Here is a 17,555-nt window from a genome sequence, read left to right as displayed (position 1 = left end):
AGGCACGCGATATTTTAAAGCAGATGTTTGAAAAAGAAAATGCCCGCAATATCCGCATATATTTCGCAGGCTATGGCTGAGGACAGCCAAAAGTAGGACTGGCTCTGGATGAGCCGGAAGAGGACGACAATGTATCAACAATCAATGAAATCACGGTGGCAATCGATCCGATCATTGAACCGAATGTAGAGGATCTGGTCCTTGATCTCAGCGGGGACAAGAAAGGCCTTGTACTGCTGGGGAATACGGGCAATTGCTGCTAGAATAAGAAAGCATGGAAAGGGCTTCTGCTCTTTTACATGCTTTTTTTTGTTATTCCTCAAGGCACAGGGGCAGCTGCAGAGCATGCAGCCTGTTCTCACAAAAAACATGCAGACACACTCGAATTGTACTATAATGAATACCAAAATCAGGATAATCGGGAGGTGGATATAATGGCAGAAATATTCCGGCTGCCGGATACTGGAGCGGCTCATGCAAAGCCTGTAAGAGGAAAGGCGATACTTTGCATGGGGAGAAGATCTATATAATCGCCCTTACAATGTGATCTCATTTCTATTACTGGCTTTGCCCCTTATTTAAGAAACCATTAAAATAAGGAGCTGGCCGAAATGAGCTATGTAAAAGCAGCCGCTGTTTTGCCTGAAGAGCTGATAGCGGAGATACAGAAATATATTCAAGGTGAGATGATCTATATTCCCAAGCCTGAGGCTGCCCGGCAAAAGTGGGGGGAGTCCTCCGGAGGGCGGAAGCAGATTGATGCACGCAATGAGGAGATCAGGAAGGCATTCCGGAACGGAAAGCCGGTCGAAGTGCTGGCGGACGAATACTTCCTGGCCAATGAAACAATCAAAAAGATAGTCTATTCAAAACAGAAACGCAGGCAGTAGGTACACTTTGGTTCAGAGTCATTCTCTGCCTATTCCCGGCTGCTGATTTTTCTTATAATTGTCTTGAGAAATCAACAGCCTGATCCGGGCCAGAATAGGAGTGAATGAAATGGAACACTTTATCCGGAACGACCAGTATAATTTTATAAAAGAACAGGCAGCCCACCTTGTGAATGGGCACAGCTCTGTAAATGATAAAGGGGTTTTGAATGCGCTGAAAGCCATCACCTCTGAGAAGGCTAAAGCGCTGTTTCCAGAGCTCACTGCTGAGCAGGAGGAGATTCTTGCCCCGTTGTCTGATATAAAAGACAGAACAGATGCAGACCGGTTCCTGGAAGGCCTGCAGGATTATATCATCCCATTCCCGGCAGTGGGCGAACAGGCAGCCAGGAAGCTGTTTCCCAAGGCTAAAAAGCTGAAGGTGCCTGAAGCCGGGCTGGAGGAGCAGAAAGGCCTTTCCTACTTTTCCTGGGACGACAAGGGCACGGGGAGAAGGTATATGGCCGTGCTGTATAAAAATAAGCTTGCCGGCCTGTCGGGAACCTTCAAGCCGATCAGCCAAAAAGGGATTTGTTCCATATGCGGCAAACATGGAGAGGCAGGACTGTTTGTTTCCCAAAAGAAAGGCGCCGTTCAAGGGACTTACGTAAGAAAAGGCAATTATATCTGCAGCGACAGTGTGAAGTGCAACGAAAGCCTGACAAGCCTTGAGAAGCTGGAGCAATTTGCAGAACTGGTGAAATAGCATAAAAGAAAAGACAGGGGCCTGGTTTCAGGTCCCTGTCTTTGCGGTAACCCGCTGGGCAGGTTCTAAAGATCTTTGCCTCAGGTTATTGAAGCTGATCATCCTTATAGTCAACATAAAGGGTGCCATTCTGCTGAACTTCAGCATAAAAGACATCAGACAGGGAGGCGCCGCTTTGCTGGAGCTGGTCTTCAATCCATTCCTGGGAAAGGTTTAAGCCGTCGAGATTCCGGGAGACAAGCTGGCCATCGGAAATGACGGCAGTGCCGACCGGATAGGCATCTTTAGGCACCGGGTTCCCCTGGGCTGCGTGGCTTTGTGTCAGCGGGCGCTTTCCTTCTTTTTTGAGCACCGACAGCTTGCCGTTTGTTTCAAAGATTGCGTAGTCTGCATCTGAAATGGAGAAGATATTTTTTTGCCTGAGCAGGGCGCTTAGCGCATTGATATCCAGCCTGGCTTTGCGGAGGGAATCTTCCATCACCTTGCCGTCTTTTATGACAATCAGCGGCTGGCCCTCCAGGAACACCCTGGCTTTCCTGGATTTGATATCAAGATAGCCCATTAGGATGGTGAATACTGCCCAGCCGGTGAGTGCAATGACGCCGCTCCGAAGGGCAACATTCGGGTTAAGAACTGTGTTGGCTGCAATAGATCCAATAGCAATGGCCGATACAAAATTGAAAAAGGTCATCTGGGCAATTTCTTTCCGCCCCATCAGCCTGGCCAGTAGAAAAAGGACAAGAAATGAAACAGAGATCCTTATGAGCAATTCCGAAATATTCACGTTACACCTCGTTTAGTTTTTATTGGCTGCAAAAAGCATTTGATTTGTAGACTAATCTGTTCTCCTGTCAAGATGCATCCTTATTTTGGCAGTGGAGCATCTTTTTATACATAAAAAAGAAAGAGAGATGATTTGTATGCTTGAATTATTGCTGATCCGCCATGGCCAGTCAGAAGCTGACCTGCTGGGCGTCCACGAGGGCAGGGCGGATTTTCCGCTGACATGTTTGGGAAGGAGGCAGGCGGGCCTTCTTGCCGAGTTTATCACCGAACACTATCCTCCAGATATGATCTGGGCAAGTACGCTGAAAAGGGCCTATGAAACAGCGGTTATTACAGCTGACAGAGCAGGGTGCGGGCTGAAGGCGGATGAAAGGCTGATGGAATTCAATAATGGGGTACTGGCCGGGATGTCCCGGGAGGAAGCGGGCATCCGCTATCCTGAACCGCCTGAGGGCAGAAAGCCGCATGAGCGCATCGAGAAGGGGGAGTCGATGCTTGAAATGAGATTCCGTGCCGAAACTGTATTATCAGAGCTGCTGGATGATGCGGAACAAAAAGGATTCAAGCGGATTGCTGCGGTTTCGCACGGCGGGTTGATTTCCATGCTGATCCTGGCGCTGCTTGGACTGCCCAATACCAGCACCCGGCTCTTTGCTACAGGAGATACCGGTGTTCATTTGTTCAAGCTGGATCATAAAAGAAGAGTGGCCATGTTTTTGAACAGCCAGCGCCATTTGCCTGATGAACTTTTAGGATAGGAGGGGACAGGATAGCCTGTTCCTTTTCTTTTTTCCATAAAAAGGAGCTTGTTTCCCAATTTTCGGTCTTTCCAAACCGGGACGGACGAAGTATGATAATTCTATCAAACTGAAAGGGAAGACAATATAGCGGGAATGAATCTCCTTTTCCTATTTGCGATCAGTGTTTATAGTCTATGGGGATTTGGGCATGACCCTTTCTCGAGCCTGCTTTCGGGCGATGACAAGCGCTTTGAGATGATTGTACTGGAGGAGGGCAAGGCTTTTTCGAAAGAAAAACCTTTTGAGCGAAAAGGGAAGCTCCTGGGAACGGGCCCGTATCTTCCATTATTGGCAGCGCCGGCCGGCATGCTCCTTTTTAGAAGATTTTTCCGGATGGATATCATGCTGGAAAAATTGAGGTTCCTGCTTACGCCGGTCTTTTTTCATTCTAAGTTTTTTATCTCCTCCTCTGTTAGTGATGGATAAAACTAATCTGAAAAAAGAGGTGCAGAGATGAGGAATTTAGGCTTTGGGGAAATCATGGTCATCGTTTTTGTTGCGCTGCTTATATTTGGTCCGCAAAAGCTTCCTGAGCTTGGCAGGGCAGCCGGCAATACGCTTCGTGAATTCAAAAAGGCAACAAAAGGCATCATGGAAGATGATAAAGAGAAAGATAAATAAATAGATGGCAGGACTGCTCCGCCGAGTGAGAGCTCATATTAGAAGCTTTTGCGTGCGGGGCAGCTGTTTTGTTCTGGAGGAAAATGATGAAAGAGATGATTGTTGCCCTGATATTGGGCATTGTTGAAGGCCTTACTGAATTTGCGCCCGTTTCGTCTACGGGCCATATGATTATAGTGGACGATATTCTATTAAAATCCAAAGAGCTTTTCTCGAAGGAAGTAGCCAATACATTCAAGGTTGTCATTCAGCTTGGGTCGATCCTGGCGGTGGTGATTGTGTTCAAGGACCGGTTTATCCAGCTGCTCGGGCTGGGTAAAGGGGGGAAGGAACAATCGGATGGACCGAGGCTGAAGCTCACGCAGGTGATTGCAGGCCTGCTGCCTGCTGCGGTTCTTGGGCTTCTGTTCGAGGACTATATTGATGAATATTTATTTTCGATTAATACGGTGGTGATAGGCCTGGTTGCTGGCGCTTTGCTTATGATTGCAGCTGATTATTATTCAAAGAGGAAGCCGGCCATCGAGACAGTGGACAAGATCACTTACCGGCAGGCAATCCTCATTGGATTGTTCCAATGCATCGCCTTATGGCCGGGCTTTTCACGGTCAGGCTCCACAATCTCGGGCGGGGTGCTGCTTGGCCTCAGCCACAGGGCAGCCTCTGACTTTACCTTTATTATGGCGGTGCCTGTCATGCTTGGAGCGAGCGGGCTGTCGCTCTTGAAAAATTGGGAGTATTTCACGCCTGATGCCGTTCCATTCTTCATTGTAGGCTTCATCAGTGCTTTTGTATTCGCCCTGCTATCAATCCGTTTTTTCCTGGCGCTCATCAACAGAATCAAGCTGGTGCCGTTCGCCATTTACAGAATTATCCTGGCAGCAGTCATTTATTTTGTTTTTCTGTGAGGCTAAAGTACAGTTCCAGTATTTAAATATTTACAGAAGCTAGGTTCATAGAGTAAAATTAAAAAAAAATTATCGAAAGATGCGCTTAATCTTTTAAAGAGCGGGGGATCCAACCGGCATACACATGCCTCGGGGTGAATCCTTTACAGGTAGGGCACTCTCAAAGCCCGAATCCGACAGCTAACCTCGTAAGCGTTATTGAGAGGACAAGTCTGCGTTCAAACACAGAGGTCTCGCCCTCTGTGTTTTTTTATGCTAAAAATTCGATTAAGGAGGCTTGCGTTATGAAACTATCAACAAAGATTATCATCGCTCTGATTGCGGGGGGCATTGTCGGCTTATTATTGAATCTGTATTCTCCCGATTTATTTGAAACATTGAATACGTATTTATTTACTCCGCTGGGGAAAATATTCCTCAACCTGATCAATATGCTCGTTGTGCCGATCGTGTTCTTCTCCATCACACTTGGCACCGCAGGCCTTGGCGATCCTAAAAAGCTCGGGAGAATCGGCCTGAAGACCATTACTTTCTTCCTGGCTACCACCTGTATGGCTTTGATCATCGGGATTGCGTTCTCTTACATCTTCCAGCCGGGGAATGTAGGGACCTTTGATACGACCGGGGCAGAGTTTGAAGCGCAGGAGGCGCCGCCCGTATCTGAAACCCTGCTGAATATCATCCCGACAAATCCTATCAAGGCATTTACGGAAGGAAATATGCTTCAGATCATTACTTTCTCTGTTTTCATCGGCTTTGCCCTTACAATGCTTGGCGAGAAAACCAGAGGTGTTCTAAAGCTGTTTGATCAGGGGAATGAGCTGATGATGTACCTGGTGAACCTGATTATGCGTTTTGCGCCATATGGAACCTTCGGCCTGATCGTATCGGCTGTCGGCACCCAGGGGGTTGATGCGATTAAAGCCATGGGGCTGTATATGGGTGTGGTGCTTGCGGCACTGATTGTCCATACGCTTGTGACATACGGATCAGCGGTATACTTCCTGGCCAGGCGCAGTCCGATTGAATTCTTTAAGGGCTTTGCCCCTGCGATGAGCGTGGCTTTCAGTACATCGAGCAGTAATGCCACACTTCCGGTTTCCATGAATGTGGCCCAGAAGAACTTAAAGGTCCCTGAATCGGTTAGCAGCTTCGTTCAGCCGCTTGGCGCAACGATCAATATGGATGGCACGGCGATCATGCAAGGTGTAGCCACCATCTTTATCGCTCAGGTATATGGCCTTGACCTGACGTTCACGCAGCTTGTGACGGTCGTCCTGACTGCTGTCCTTGCGAGCATCGGTACAGCGGGCGTGCCGGGTGTCGGCCTGATCATGCTGGCGATGGTCCTTCAGTCTGTTAACCTTCCTGTTGAAGGGATTGCCCTGATCATCGGGATCGACAGGCTTCTTGATATGACGAGAACAGCCGTCAATATTACAGGCGATGCCGCTTGTGCGGTAATCGTCGGTGAATCTGAGAAAAAGAAAAACAGGGAATTAACCTGATAATAGGGAAAGCAAAACACCGTCCGGATGAAGGACGGTGTTTTTTAATGGACCTGGTGAACCGAGGAAAGTTCTTATGCAGTCGGCTCGGCCGCTTCTTCTATCTTTTTCTGCAGGAGAAGCTTCTTGAGCTGCGGCTTGCACTTGCGGCTGGCGAGGATATACAGCACATCTCCTGGAAGGATGATGGTGCTGCCGGCCGGGGTGATCAGTTCATCATTGCGGATGATGGCATTCACAAGCGCCCCTTTAGGAAACGGGATATCAATCAGGGTCTGCCCGATGATCTGGGCATCATCCTCCATTTCGTATTCAATCATTTCTGCATCGGCTTTTCCAATGGACACAAGCTCAAGCGAATGCATAGGCGTCGTTTTTTTCGGTCCGGTCAGCTTCAGCTTCGCTGCGAGTGCTGTAATCGTTGAGCCTTGAATGAGGCAGCTGGTCAGGACGACGAAGAACACAACATTGAAGATCTGCTGGCTTCCCTCAATTCCTGCAAGAAGAGGGAAGGTGGCCAATACGATTGGAACGGCCCCTTTTAGTCCTGCCCAGGAAAGGAAGATCAGTTCATTCTTTTTATATCCCATTCTAATAGTAGACAAAAAGACAGCTGCGGGCCTTGCGATCAATATGAGAATCGCAGAAATGGCGATGCCTTTCAGGAAGATATCCAGGCTGAACAGCTCTGAAGGGAATACCAGCAGGCCGAGAATCACAAACATCATAATCTGCATCATCCAGGCAAATCCTTCAGAAAAGCGGAAAATGGTGTGTTTGTAGGCAAGTTCCATGTTTCCGATGACAATGGCAGCGATATAGACGGCTAGAAGGCCGCTTCCGCTCGCAAAGGCTGTAATTCCATATGTTAAAAGTGCAAAGGCTGTGGCGAAGACAGGATAGAGGCCGCCTGAATCCAGATTGATGCGGTTAAGGGCAAAAACGGCCAATCTGCCAAAAATAAGGCCAAACAGGAGGCCGATGCTCATCTGGAGGAAAAAGGTTCCGATCAAGGACCAGATGCTTGCTTCCGGAAGGGTGATCAATTCAATCATGGCGACTGTCAGGAAGACAGCCATCGGATCATTGGAGCCTGACTCTGCTTCAAGAGTGGCGCCGATCCGTTCATCGATATTCTTATCCTTGAGGACAGCGAAGACGGCAGCAGCATCCGTTGATCCGACAATGGCCCCGAAAAGGATTGATTCAAGCCAGCCTGTCCCCAGGATGAATTTCGCTGCTGCAGCTACAATTCCGGATGTGAGGATGACGCCGAGGGTGGCGAGTGACAATGATGGGAGGACGACCGGGCGCAGTGTTTTCCACTTAGTCTGCAGGCCGCCTTCAAACAGGATAATGATCAAAGCAAGAACACCAATCATTTGGGCTGTGCTGGCATTGTCGAAATAAATGATGCCCAGTACATCGCTGCCCATCAGCATCCCGACTGCCATAAACAGCACGAGGGAAGGAACGCCGAGCCGCGAGGAAAATTTAGTCGTCAGCACGCCGGTGATGAACAGGATGGCCGCAAGCAGGATGAATGTATCTGTATGCAAAACATTAATCATTGTTATCAGCTCCTTTTCTATAAGTTGACGTCGAGAGTGACAGGTGGAGGGTTCTTAGGTGAAATCCCCAGATAGCTATAGGTTTCTGACGGGGAGGATTGCTGGAGCCTCTTTTGGATGAGCGACACGGCAATGCCTTTTGTATAGGCATGATAGCCAAAGGTTTTTCTTAGCGTATGTGTGCCGACAGGATCTTCAATGCCGGCGGCCCGGGCAGCCTCATTAATGATCCGGTATGCCTGTACCCTTGTGATTGAGTTATGGGACTTTCTTGACTTAAAGAGCGGGTCTTCCCATTTGAGGCCATTCTCCTGGATGCATGTATGGAGGGCTTCACGGACCTGCAGGTTGAAATAAATAGGGGGAAAGCAAGCTTCCGAGGCAGGCAAATAGGAAAGGATATTTCCATTTTCATCTGCAGCATCTTTTACCTGAAGATGAAGCAGGTCATTGATGCGTATTCCGGTGTTGATGCCGAGCAGGAACAAACAATAGTCCCGGGATGACCGGGTTTGGAGCCATTCCTCCATAAACAGGATCTTCTGTTTGTCAGTTATTGCACCAACTGTTTTCATTAATTCACCCCCCAATGTAACTTAATCCTATTATAGCATATGGTTATGTAACATGAAAAAGAATAGAACCTGCTTTGGCTCCAATGAGTTCTGTGAAAAATGGAAATAACATGAAATTGAAAATAATTTTTGTTACGATAGAAAAAAAGCCCGGCTCTTATAAAAGGAGGAACCATGTTAAAGAAGTTGTTTATGCCTATTATTTATATAAGTGAGTGGGTGGTGTTTTTTTATACTGTCCTCTTTATGATTGTTTTCAATCTGACTTATTACGTAAACATGGTCATCATTGATATGCCTTGGGAAGAACGTACCTCCCTGCCTTTTATAAAGACTGTGATTTTCATGACAGGTGCCTGTATGGTTTGTTTCCTGTATATCAAATACGTGAAAGGAAGAAGGATTTATCAGAATATAAAAGATATCCTTTGGGGTATTCTGTTTGGAGTAAATGGCCTGCTGTGTATCCTTATGCTGGGGATAAGCCTTATCTTTGAGCTGCCTATTAATGAACGGGTTCTGCTGGCATTGGCCTTCATTGCAAGTGCAGGGTTTTTTTTGGCGTGCATCAGAAGCCTGTTGCTTTCAAATATAGGACGCCCTTTTTCATCCAGGTAACTACAGCCAACATGGTGATCAGGATCATATAATAAGCGCATGGATGTTAACATCCATGCGCTTATGAATACTTTGATAACAGGGCATATCCCTTTTTAAAAGCTTCTTATAAGAATTTCACACATACAGGGTAAGGAACTGAAACATCCTTCTGCAGCAGGGATAGCCTGCCGCTTTGTGCGTCACGGGCAAACAGGGTGAGGTTTCCGGTTTCCTGGTTGGAGGCAACGATATATCTTTCTGAAGGATCGAGCACAAAGTCGCGCGGCCAGTTTCCTTCGGTTGAAGTATGCTCGATGAAATCCAGCTTGCCTGTTTCTTCATTTACAGAATATACGGCAATGCTGTCATGTCCGCGATTGGCGGCATAGACAAAGCGGCCGTCAGAAGAGATATGGATGGCGCTTCCCTGGTTATTTTCCCGGAATGTTTCAGGAATGGCCGGTACTGTCTGCATTACCTTGAAGCTGCCGTCATTCGGGCTGTACTCGAGCACGATCACCTCGGAGCTCAGCTCTGTCATCACATAGGCAATATTCCTTTCCGGGTGGAAAACAAGATGCCGCGGACCGCTGCCGGGCTTTACATCCAGCTTGGCTGCTTCCTTCAGCTGTCCATCTTGTAACTCATACGTAATGATTTCATCTGTACCCAGGTCAACAGCGGCAATATATTTTTCATCTGGCGTAAAGCCTGCATAGTGGGCATGCGGCTTTTCCTGGCGGTCTGCATTCGGGCCTGTGCCTTCATGCTGAGCAACCGAGGAAGCCGAAAGCAGGGAACCGTCTCCTGTCAGTCCGTATGCTTCAATCGTACCTTTATGGTAATTGGCAGTCACTGCATAGCTCAATTCTTTATTTACACTGATATGGCATGGAGATGAACCGTCAGACAGCTGGCGGTTCAGTTCTGTAAGCCCGCCGTCATCGCTGATGGAAAACGCGGCAGCGCCGCCCTTCGCCCCTTCCTTTACGACGGAATAAAGGCGTGTTTTATCTTCGCTGATTGTCACATATGTAGGGTTTTCAAGCTCTGCGGCGAGCTTGACATTTTCGAGCCTGCCGTTTTCTGTATTCAATTCAAAAGCATAAATGCCTTTGCTGTCGCCTTTTGTGTAGGTGCCGATAAAACCGGAAAAAATATGGTCCTTCATACTATTTCTCCTTTCAAAGTGCGGAATTGCCTCTATTATAGCATGAACCTTTTCAGTGCATTCAGCAGGGCATTGTGAAAAAGCCAAAGGACCTGGCGGGTCAGTCTGCCAGGTCCTTATTGGCCAGCTGACCTCTTATCCTTTAGGATAGTCTGAATTAGGCTGGCGCGGGTCAGTATAATCGCGGTTCACTTCATCTCTCAGTCTGTCTTCATCTGCAAAGGGATTGCTTACCACTTTGTCACTGAGAGGGGTATTCGGATCTATATTCTCATCTGTATACGGGCGGTTTTGATCATTATGGTCCTGGAATGCATTTTCACCTTTATCCAGTTCACCAGGATTAAGAGGATCAACTATATAGTCGTCATACTTATCTTCCTGGTCCGTAGCCCGGATGGCTGTATTCCTGTCTGTTGTGCCTACGAAATCCTCGTCAGTGCGGCGGGCGTCATTGACAGCTCCTCCGGTGAAGATTGTTTCATCATCTGTCAGGCGGTCGCGGTTCCGGTCATCGGGATCGACAAGGATCAGGATTCTTCCTTCTTTTACCTCTGCTTCATAACGGCTGGCCTCTTCTTCCGGGATGCCCATGCCGATCAATGCGCCTGCAAGTCCGCCTGCCCCGGCGCCAACCGCTGCCCCGGTCAGTGTTGCAGCAATCGGACCCGCCGCAACGATCGGTCCAATTCCAGGGATTGCAAGGGCGCCGATGCCCACGAGCAGACCTGTGAGCCCGCCCAATGCTCCGCCGGCAGCAGCGCCAGCCGCAAGGCCTTCCTCTGTCTTCGTCCCGGTTTCCTCGCTCACAGCGTCAAGATCATCACGGTTTTTGCTGATGACGGAAATGTCCTCAGCCCGGTAGCCTTCTGCTTTCAGCCTTTCAATTGTTTCAACCGCTTCATCCTCTGTTGCATATGAGCCTACTACGCGCTTATTATCTTCTGCCATGTTCATTCCTCCTTATTATATAAAAACTTTTCTAATAGAATACATACCCTTATGTGAAAAAGGCCTAAACCTCAGCCCGCCTGAAATATATGGCAAAAAGCCGCTTCGTGCGGGGGCTCAGGGAAGGTCAGCGTTGCAATACAGCAGGGAAATGCTATGATATAATTGTCAGACTTTTTCATGGGAGAAGGGATTGCATTGAGGAACGAATTGCTTAAGATTGGCACAAGAATAGTAGAGAGCAAAGAGCAGCTCGTCAATCACATATTTGAACGGGAATGCCCTTTCTATAAGGAAAAGCTTAAGAAATCGACTGTTGCCAGAAAGCAGATAGCTGAATGGCGCAAAGCCTTGATTCAGATCCTGGGTGAATCATTATATACGGATCAGGAGGAAAGCGGGCGCAAAATTGAAAAATGGGCCCGTGACACAGGAGAAACTGCGATAGAAAACGGCGTTCCCCTGGACGAATCCCTGCGTGTGCTGTCCCTGTTCAGATCGGTTATTTGGGACGTTTTCACTGAGGAGCTGGAGAAAAATCAATTTGCTGCAGTCACGATGCTTGATGTCAGCAAAATCATCAACCCGCTCCTGGATGAGGTCGCGTATATATTCAGCAATATTTACATGAACTACAGCACAAGGAAAATAGAAGTAGCCCGGACTGCCCTGCAGGAGCTGTCCGTTCCGGTTGTCCCGATTTCAGCGGATATTGCCGTTCTTCCGCTCGTTGGGGAAGTGGATACAGAGCGCGCAAAATTCATTATGGAAAAATGCCTGAAAAACAGCTCAGAGCTTCAATTAAAGCAGCTGTTCATTGATGTTTCCGGCGTACCGATGATAGATACGATGGTTGCCCATAATCTGTTTCAGATTGTAAAGTCATTGAACCTGATCGGCGTGAAGGCAACTATGACCGGAATACGGCCGGAAATCGCCCAGACAATCGTGGCTCTCGGAATAGAATTCCGGGAAATCCCGACAAGGGCAAATCTTAAGCAGGCGCTGATGGCAGCAGGATTCGAGCATACTAAAAGATGATATTTGTGTGAAACTTATATACAAATGAGGAACTGACTGAATATAAAGTGATACACTAATCATATACAGTTGAAGGGAAATCTATTAAGCAGCCTTCTGGAAAAGCGGGGAGTCGAACATGAAGCTGGGATTAATCATCGTTATAGCCATTATCATTCTTTCTTTAATTTTCACCCTTATGCTGGCCGGCAAAAGTGATGCTGACTACTCAAAGTCAGCCAGGAAAAATACGGTCAACCTGACTGTGATTTATGCAGTAGTCATTCTGCTTTCTATTGTCGCACTGGGTGTCTATATAAAATGGGGAATCTAAAAAAAGTGAAGCGGTGCACGCTTCACTTTTTTTAATTGGCTGCCTGCCATTGTCTCTGCACCTGTTCCTGTGCAAGGCGTGCAATTTCCTCTTCTTGTGTCCCTCTACGTGCGATTACATTTGTCATATAATTTTTTCCGCCGTGATTAACGGTTACAGTTACTTGTACCATGCTTGTTTATTCCTTTCTTAATGATATTTTAATATAGTGATACCATTTTAAAAGGAAAGTAAAACCTGTTTTACTGAAATTATGAGCCTCATCTATTATTTAGAATGGAAGGGGCATTTCCCTTCAATCGGCTTGATATCATCGCCGATGAAATATTGCTTCCATTCCCGATGCTCAGGATCCCCGTAATGGCTGATATTAGGATGCGTTGGCAGTCCATCCCACTTTTCCACTCGTTCCCTGACTTTTTCCCGGGACATGATTCCTCCTTTTGAAGTGCCTTCCAGCCCCTCAAAAATTCTCCGCGGCTGGAATCCCAGCACAAGGGAGTTGCCTAGATCCCTTGTTTTCCGCTGCTTATAGGCTGGAGCGTTTCCAAATACAAAGAAGGGCTCTTCGGCAAAAGAGAATGCCCATAGATGGTGGTCCGGGTCCTCAGGATAATCTTTTGGCCAAGGTTTTTCATCCTGATCATGAAGATACTGGAGGATGTTCCAGAAATATTCGCGGTAGTAAGAGATATCCTTCTCTTCTTTTTCCGGCTCCACAAACACAAACAAGCCATGGCGGATAAGCTTAGGGGCATCAAAAAGATCAATGAACTGTTCCAGCGCCTTCGGAAGCTGTGACCAGTCCTCCTGTGAAATATATGCATAGCGCAGCTCCCCGCGGTTTTCAGCAGTCATGCCGAAATAGCAGGGGAAGGTCTTGTCTGTGACGGTTTGATGGAAGGTCTTATATTCTTCAATGACCCAGGCAGGCACAATGTCAGGGTTGGTCATATCTTCTTTTGTCAGCAATGATTTTTGGATGGTTTTCATAATCAGCTCTCCTAATGTTTTTTTTTCATAGTGCATGAAAGCCGGCTTCCCGCAGGAGGCCGGCTTCATCTCATGCTTCAAAGATCATTTCTATTCTTTGCTGTTATTCATCTCTTTTTTCATTCATGCGATTATGCTCCGGATTTATCGGATCAGCGTTATCAGGCGTCATCGGCCGGGCAGGACCGGAATCTCCAGCTTGATTGCCCCTGGAGGCATCTGGAGTCATTGATTCTTTAATCTGGGTGGTGCGGGCATCTTTATTGATGCTCGTCTGCTCAATTTTACGGTCAAGCTTTTGCAGATACTTGGCGGCAAAATCCTTTCCTCCTAAACCGAAGGCAAGGCCAAAGGCGAGAGCCAGTCCGCCGAGTATAAGGATAAAGGCAGAATTGACGATGGAATGGGCGACGCCAAGCTGGTCCAGGGCCATAAAGATGGAAACGGCTACGATCGCATATTGCGCCACAGATGACAGAAGGCGGAAATGAGGGCCTTCCAGCAGGCTTGAAAGCAGCTTCTTTACCAGGGTTCCGAGCCATAATCCAGCTCCAAGAATGACAAGTGCTGCAAGAACATGCGGCAAATAGGCTATGACCCCGGTTGCCAGTGTGACAAGGAAGTCGAGCTTCAGCAGGTTCAGAGCCTGTACAACAAATAAGAGGACAACAATGATCTGGGCAATATAGCCAATCAGCTGGGAAATCCCGCTTTTTGCAGCCCTGGTTTTATTTTTTGTTAATCCGATGCTATTAAAATATGAGTCTGCGCCGATTCGTTCAAGAAGGCCGGCAACCATCCCCCTGACCCATTTTCCGAGCCAGATGCCCGCAAGGATAAAGGCGATGGCGACAATGATATTCGGGATCATAGTGAGGACATCGTTCAGCATGGCAATCGCAGGCTGTGATATTCCTTCCAGATCCAATTCTTCGAGTGCCGCGATTACGACCGGGATCATAATGAAGACAAAGACGATATAGCCGGCAACAGATGAAAGGGTGGTCCCTTCAAACAGCTTGGACAGGCCGAAACGCCCGACAAGCTTTTCCGTACCGATGCTCTGCAGGAAGCTCGTGACAATATCACGGACCAGCTTGGCGATGAACCAGCCGATAAACAGAATAAGGGCAGCGGCAAGGAGTTTAGGAAGGAAAGCCAGAATATCATTGAGCATGCTGGCAAACGGTCCGGAGACTCCCTCGAGATTCAGGGCTGACAGCACGGCAGGAAGGGAAATCAGCAGAACCAGATAGAATACAATATTGGCAGCTTTATCGACGATATTGGAGGAGTCGTGATCTCCTTTAATGAATTTATATTTGTTCAGTGTTTCATGGACGCGAAGCGTTCTGCCTCCACGCTTGATGAGAAACTTGAGGGCGGATGCCACCAGCCAGGCAACCAGCAGGATCAAAGCAGCCTTTAAAATGCTTGGGATGGCACCTGTAATAGTCGAGAACATGCCTACTAGCGGAGTAGCCAGGAAGCTTAAGTTTAGGATATTGAAGAACCAAATAAAGACAAAAATGAGGATGAGAATATAAACGATTTTGCTTATGATTTTCTCAGGGGAATACTTTCTGTTTCCCGGCTCGGCAAACAGTTTGTTATCAAGATTGGTTTTACGGAGGCCTTTCAGGACCGCCTTTTCAACCGCCTTTGCAATGATCCATCCCAACAGGAGGACGACTAATGCCAGCAAAAGGTCGGGAAGCTGGTTCAGATAGCCATTCCAGCCATTCCAAAATGCATAATTATTATCCAACTAGATCCACTCCTTAACATAGATATTTACATTTACCCAGTGAGTTAGCAGATAAACAGGCTGCAGGCAGCCGAATTGGAAAATAAAGTTTGGAAAAGCAAAACCTTTTTCCTATGAAGCAGTCTAATATTCAGGAAAACAAGAGGGGGATCGATCAGCCTTGGAGCATATTGTCCGCAAAGCCATAAAAGGGGATGATGAAGCTTTTCTTGATATCATCCGTTCCTGCAAGGCGGATTTGTATAAAACCGCACTCGCCTATATGCGAAATGAGGAAGAAGCTCTTGAGGCCGTGCAGGAAGTAACCTTCCGGGCTTACAAGAGCATAAAAGATCTGAAGCAGCCTGCCTATTTCAAGACATGGATCATCCGTATCATGATCCATTACTGCTGCGACAGGCTCAAGAAGCAGAACAGGCTCGTATATAATGAACAGCTGTTCCTCGCAGCGGGCGGGGAAGAGGATACTCTTCTATTCGAGGTCCAGGATGCGATGGAGTCGCTCGATGACCGCTCCCGTGAGCTGCTGACGCTAAAATACTTCCACGATCTTAAAATCAAGGAAGTGGCTGCCCTGTACAACCGTCCGGAAGGAACCGTGAAAACATGGCTCAATAAAGCGTTGAAGTCACTAAGAGAGAAGCTCGAGGAAAGCGGGGGGAAGATGGATGTTTGAAAAGGAAGAAAAAAAGCTTGAAGCCATAGGGGAGCGGTATCAGGAGTTTCCTGTGCCGGATGAACAGCTGGAACAAGCAATCATGAAAGGATTCCAGCAGGCCAAAGCAGCTTCCCCGAAGAAGCGGTTCATCAAAAGGAGCTGGCTGCCCGGGATTGCGGCCGCCCTGCTATTGCTCGGATTTTTGACCAGCATCAGAGTTTCCCTGGCCTTTGCCCACTATGTCGCAGAAATGCCGGGTATGGAAAAGCTGGTAGACCTCATCCGGTATGATAAGGGCTTAATATCCGCCGTGGAGAATGACTATATGCAGCCGCTCGGCATATCCCAGGAGAGAAACGGGGTCCGGCTTACGCTTGACGGTGCTATCCGGGATGAGCGGGGTCTGGTGGTATTTTATACAGTTGAGTCAGAGGAGAAGCAGGTGCTTCATACAAATAGTATTCATATCACTGGTGGTGATGGGGAAGAGCTTCCTGTCAGTTTTTCAGGTTCTGGTGACAGCTCTTACACTGATGAACCAGTAAAGTCTGTCAATGGAACCGCGGACTACTTATTCAGTGAAGACTTGAAAGGGAAAGAGTTTAAGGCAGAGGCGGAGGTCAAAACTGCGGAAGGCATAGAGACTTTTGACATTGATTTTACGGTTGAAGGACCGAAAGTGAAGAAAAAGATATACCCTCTAAATGAAACTGTTTCAATAGAAGGGCAGAAAATCTTTTTCAAGGACATTGCCATTTATCCATTGCGTGTGGCTATCCATGTCTCATTTGATCCGGAAAACAGCATGAAAATCTTTGCTTTGGATGATTTGCGGCTTGTTGATGAGAATGGAGAAGTCTGGTCTGGCATTGCCAATGGTGTGTCAGCACAGGAAATAAAGGAAAATGAGCATATTATTTATCTGCAGAGCAACTATTTTAAAGAACCGAAGGAGCTGTATCTGGTTCTTAATAAAGTAATGGCCGTGGATAAAGAGGATGCGGAAGTGGTCATTAATACCGAAACGAAAGAGATTGTGAAGCAGCCAAAGGGTGATAAATTATCAGGTGCAGTCTTAAATGGGAGAGATCTCTCTGTCCAGGTTCGGGCAGGGGAGGAATACAATCATCAGCTCTTTACGACTGCAAAAGATGCAGAAGGCAGGGATCTGGATGGCGGAAGCTCCTTCTATCGATCCGGGGGCGATGGTCTTTATAAGGAGTTTGGCGTTTCCTTATCTGAAGCAGATCCTGCCAACTATAAGAATCCTATCAGTCTGGAGTTATCAGCATTTCCATCCTGGATAGAGGGAGAAGTGAAGATTAAGCTGGAGTAAAGGCGAATGGAGTTGTCTAAGCAGGAAATTCCAATTTTATTAAAACTCAAAAAAGCAGCAATCAGCTTGTAAAAGATCAGGCCGGAACGGTAAGTTCCGGCCTGGTTTTATGGAATGAAAATTGCTGCTCAAATTAAGTCTGAGCAAGCGTCCTACGCATTTCGTCTTGTCCAGCTCCAGGCGCTAACCCCTCGAGTCATAAGCCACTCCTGAATTGAAGGCAAAGAACGCCTTCTATCCAGGAGCGTCTTATGCTGGGCCCGCAGGTCATGCAGGCGTTGCCACAGGACGTGGCGTCTTTAGCCTGCGTTCCTTAAATC

At 47.4% G+C, this 17,555-nt stretch carries 20 protein-coding genes and 1 riboswitch; of the genes, 12 read left to right on the top strand and 8 right to left on the bottom strand.

The features are described from left to right. Positions 1–611 precede the first annotated feature (611 nt). Together FZD51_RS22925 and FZD51_RS22920 are read left to right on the top strand one after the other, a co-directional pair. Positions 612–890: a CD3324 family protein gene (locus FZD51_RS22925; protein WP_148976861.1), complete on the top strand. Its 279-nt coding sequence runs from the start codon at positions 612–614 to the stop codon at positions 888–890. Positions 891–999: 109 nt separating this feature from the next. Next, a complete protein-coding gene (locus FZD51_RS22920; RefSeq protein ID WP_148976860.1) occupies positions 1,000–1,635 on the top strand; it encodes a FusB/FusC family EF-G-binding protein in 636 nt (211 codons plus the stop codon). Positions 1,636–1,720: 85 nt separating this feature from the next. On the opposite strand, the gene FZD51_RS22915 is transcribed toward FZD51_RS22920, so the two are convergent. Then, the gene (locus tag FZD51_RS22915) at positions 1,721–2,419 is read right to left on the bottom strand and encodes a DUF421 domain-containing protein (protein ID WP_148976859.1); all 699 of its coding nucleotides are present in this window, start codon (positions 2,417–2,419) and stop codon (positions 1,721–1,723) included. 136 nt (positions 2,420–2,555) lie between these two features. Here FZD51_RS22915 and FZD51_RS22910 point away from each other — a divergent pair, with 136 nt between their 5' ends. The 5 genes from FZD51_RS22910 to FZD51_RS22890 all read left to right on the top strand — a co-directional run bounded on the left by FZD51_RS22910 (position 2,556) and on the right by FZD51_RS22890 (position 6,258). Beyond that, a complete protein-coding gene (locus FZD51_RS22910) occupies positions 2,556–3,179 on the top strand; it encodes a histidine phosphatase family protein (protein WP_148976858.1) in 624 nt (207 codons plus the stop codon). A gap of 135 nt (positions 3,180–3,314) precedes the next feature. Further along, positions 3,315–3,647, top strand: a complete 333-nt coding sequence (locus FZD51_RS22905) for a hypothetical protein (protein ID WP_148976857.1) — start codon at positions 3,315–3,317, stop codon at positions 3,645–3,647. 27 nt (positions 3,648–3,674) lie between these two features. Then, positions 3,675–3,842 (top strand): twin-arginine translocase TatA/TatE family subunit, encoded by a 168-nt coding sequence (locus FZD51_RS22900; protein ID WP_148976856.1) that lies wholly within the window; start codon positions 3,675–3,677, stop codon positions 3,840–3,842. Between the two features lie 86 nt (positions 3,843–3,928). Further along, positions 3,929–4,750, top strand: coding sequence for an undecaprenyl-diphosphate phosphatase (locus FZD51_RS22895; protein WP_148976872.1), 822 nt, complete (start codon positions 3,929–3,931; stop codon positions 4,748–4,750). Between the two features lie 72 nt (positions 4,751–4,822). Beyond that, positions 4,823–4,960, top strand: a riboswitch (cyclic di-AMP (ydaO/yuaA leader). A gap of 74 nt (positions 4,961–5,034) precedes the next feature. Continuing rightward, entirely contained in the window at positions 5,035–6,258 is a 1,224-nt protein-coding gene (locus FZD51_RS22890; RefSeq protein ID WP_148976855.1) for a dicarboxylate/amino acid:cation symporter, read from the top strand. A gap of 74 nt (positions 6,259–6,332) precedes the next feature. Here FZD51_RS22890 and FZD51_RS22885 read toward each other — a convergent pair whose 3' ends face one another. Together FZD51_RS22885 and FZD51_RS22880 are read right to left on the bottom strand one after the other, a co-directional pair. Beyond that, a complete protein-coding gene (locus FZD51_RS22885; protein ID WP_148976854.1) occupies positions 6,333–7,829 on the bottom strand; it encodes a potassium/proton antiporter in 1,497 nt (498 codons plus the stop codon). Between the two features lie 17 nt (positions 7,830–7,846). Further along, positions 7,847–8,404: a tyrosine-type recombinase/integrase gene (locus FZD51_RS22880; protein ID WP_148976853.1), complete on the bottom strand. Its 558-nt coding sequence runs from the start codon at positions 8,402–8,404 to the stop codon at positions 7,847–7,849. A 174-nt stretch (positions 8,405–8,578) separates the two neighbouring features. On the opposite strand from FZD51_RS22880, the gene FZD51_RS22875 reads away from it, so the two are divergent. After that, positions 8,579–9,022 carry a hypothetical protein gene (locus tag FZD51_RS22875; protein WP_148976852.1) on the top strand — a complete coding sequence of 148 codons (444 nt, stop codon included), beginning with the start codon at positions 8,579–8,581 and terminating at the stop codon, positions 9,020–9,022. 106 nt (positions 9,023–9,128) lie between these two features. Here the strand turns inward: FZD51_RS22875 and FZD51_RS22870 are convergent, their stop codons facing one another. Continuing rightward, positions 9,129–10,175, bottom strand: coding sequence for a lactonase family protein (locus tag FZD51_RS22870; protein ID WP_148976851.1), 1,047 nt, complete (start codon positions 10,173–10,175; stop codon positions 9,129–9,131). Between the two features lie 135 nt (positions 10,176–10,310). Further along, positions 10,311–11,126 carry a general stress protein gene (locus FZD51_RS22865; protein WP_094769385.1) on the bottom strand — a complete coding sequence of 272 codons (816 nt, stop codon included), beginning with the start codon at positions 11,124–11,126 and terminating at the stop codon, positions 10,311–10,313. A gap of 198 nt (positions 11,127–11,324) precedes the next feature. On the opposite strand from FZD51_RS22865, the gene FZD51_RS22860 reads away from it, so the two are divergent. Next, positions 11,325–12,167 carry an STAS domain-containing protein gene (locus FZD51_RS22860; RefSeq protein WP_262381070.1) on the top strand — a complete coding sequence of 281 codons (843 nt, stop codon included), beginning with the start codon at positions 11,325–11,327 and terminating at the stop codon, positions 12,165–12,167. Between the two features lie 118 nt (positions 12,168–12,285). Further along, positions 12,286–12,480: a hypothetical protein gene (locus FZD51_RS22855; RefSeq protein ID WP_009795711.1), complete on the top strand. Its 195-nt coding sequence runs from the start codon at positions 12,286–12,288 to the stop codon at positions 12,478–12,480. A 31-nt stretch (positions 12,481–12,511) separates the two neighbouring features. On the opposite strand, the gene FZD51_RS22850 is transcribed toward FZD51_RS22855, so the two are convergent. The 3 genes from FZD51_RS22850 to FZD51_RS22840 form a co-directional block, all read right to left on the bottom strand. Continuing rightward, positions 12,512–12,652 (bottom strand): BA3454 family stress response protein, encoded by a 141-nt coding sequence (locus FZD51_RS22850; RefSeq protein WP_148976849.1) that lies wholly within the window; start codon positions 12,650–12,652, stop codon positions 12,512–12,514. A 95-nt stretch (positions 12,653–12,747) separates the two neighbouring features. After that, a complete protein-coding gene (locus FZD51_RS22845) occupies positions 12,748–13,473 on the bottom strand; it encodes a YqcI/YcgG family protein (RefSeq protein WP_148976848.1) in 726 nt (241 codons plus the stop codon). Between the two features lie 103 nt (positions 13,474–13,576). Next, a complete protein-coding gene (locus FZD51_RS22840; RefSeq protein WP_148976847.1) occupies positions 13,577–15,241 on the bottom strand; it encodes a mechanosensitive ion channel in 1,665 nt (554 codons plus the stop codon). Between the two features lie 160 nt (positions 15,242–15,401). Here FZD51_RS22840 and FZD51_RS22835 point away from each other — a divergent pair, with 160 nt between their 5' ends. Next, positions 15,402–15,917, top strand: coding sequence for a sigma-70 family RNA polymerase sigma factor (locus tag FZD51_RS22835; RefSeq protein WP_148976846.1), 516 nt, complete (start codon positions 15,402–15,404; stop codon positions 15,915–15,917). Then, entirely contained in the window at positions 15,910–17,235 is a 1,326-nt protein-coding gene (locus tag FZD51_RS22830; RefSeq protein WP_148976845.1) for a DUF4179 domain-containing protein, read from the top strand. Before FZD51_RS22835 ends, FZD51_RS22830 begins: the two co-directional genes overlap by 8 nt. Positions 17,236–17,555 lie beyond the last annotated feature (320 nt).

Source organism: Bacillus infantis (genome assembly GCF_008180445.1).
Taxonomy (GTDB): Bacteria; Bacillota; Bacilli; order Bacillales; family Cytobacillaceae; genus Bacillus_AB; species Bacillus_AB infantis_B.
Note: the sequence above shows the minus strand (reverse complement) of the source record. Positions and strands in the feature narration are given on the sequence as shown.

Bases quoted from the DNA above. Each gene is read 5' to 3' on its own strand.
- FZD51_RS22925 (WP_148976861.1), top strand. From the start codon at position 612: ATGAGCTATGTAAAAGCAGCCGCTGTTTTGCCTGAAGAGCTGATAGCG.
- FZD51_RS22920 (WP_148976860.1), top strand. From the start codon at position 1,000: ATGGAACACTTTATCCGGAACGACCAGTATAATTTTATAAAAGAACAG.
- FZD51_RS22910 (WP_148976858.1), top strand. From the start codon at position 2,556: ATGCTTGAATTATTGCTGATCCGCCATGGCCAGTCAGAAGCTGACCTG.
- FZD51_RS22905 (WP_148976857.1), top strand. From the start codon at position 3,315: ATGAATCTCCTTTTCCTATTTGCGATCAGTGTTTATAGTCTATGGGGA.
- FZD51_RS22900 (WP_148976856.1), top strand. From the start codon at position 3,675: ATGAGGAATTTAGGCTTTGGGGAAATCATGGTCATCGTTTTTGTTGCG.
- FZD51_RS22895 (WP_148976872.1), top strand. From the start codon at position 3,929: ATGAAAGAGATGATTGTTGCCCTGATATTGGGCATTGTTGAAGGCCTT.
- FZD51_RS22890 (WP_148976855.1), top strand. From the start codon at position 5,035: ATGAAACTATCAACAAAGATTATCATCGCTCTGATTGCGGGGGGCATT.
- FZD51_RS22885 (WP_148976854.1), bottom strand. From the start codon at position 7,829: ATGATTAATGTTTTGCATACAGATACATTCATCCTGCTTGCGGCCATC.
- FZD51_RS22880 (WP_148976853.1), bottom strand. From the start codon at position 8,404: ATGAAAACAGTTGGTGCAATAACTGACAAACAGAAGATCCTGTTTATG.
- FZD51_RS22875 (WP_148976852.1), top strand. From the start codon at position 8,579: ATGTTAAAGAAGTTGTTTATGCCTATTATTTATATAAGTGAGTGGGTG.
- FZD51_RS22870 (WP_148976851.1), bottom strand. From the start codon at position 10,175: ATGAAGGACCATATTTTTTCCGGTTTTATCGGCACCTACACAAAAGGC.
- FZD51_RS22865 (WP_094769385.1), bottom strand. From the start codon at position 11,126: ATGGCAGAAGATAATAAGCGCGTAGTAGGCTCATATGCAACAGAGGAT.
- FZD51_RS22855 (WP_009795711.1), top strand. From the start codon at position 12,286: ATGAAGCTGGGATTAATCATCGTTATAGCCATTATCATTCTTTCTTTA.
- FZD51_RS22850 (WP_148976849.1), bottom strand. From the start codon at position 12,652: ATGGTACAAGTAACTGTAACCGTTAATCACGGCGGAAAAAATTATATG.
- FZD51_RS22845 (WP_148976848.1), bottom strand. From the start codon at position 13,473: ATGAAAACCATCCAAAAATCATTGCTGACAAAAGAAGATATGACCAAC.
- FZD51_RS22830 (WP_148976845.1), top strand. From the start codon at position 15,910: ATGTTTGAAAAGGAAGAAAAAAAGCTTGAAGCCATAGGGGAGCGGTAT.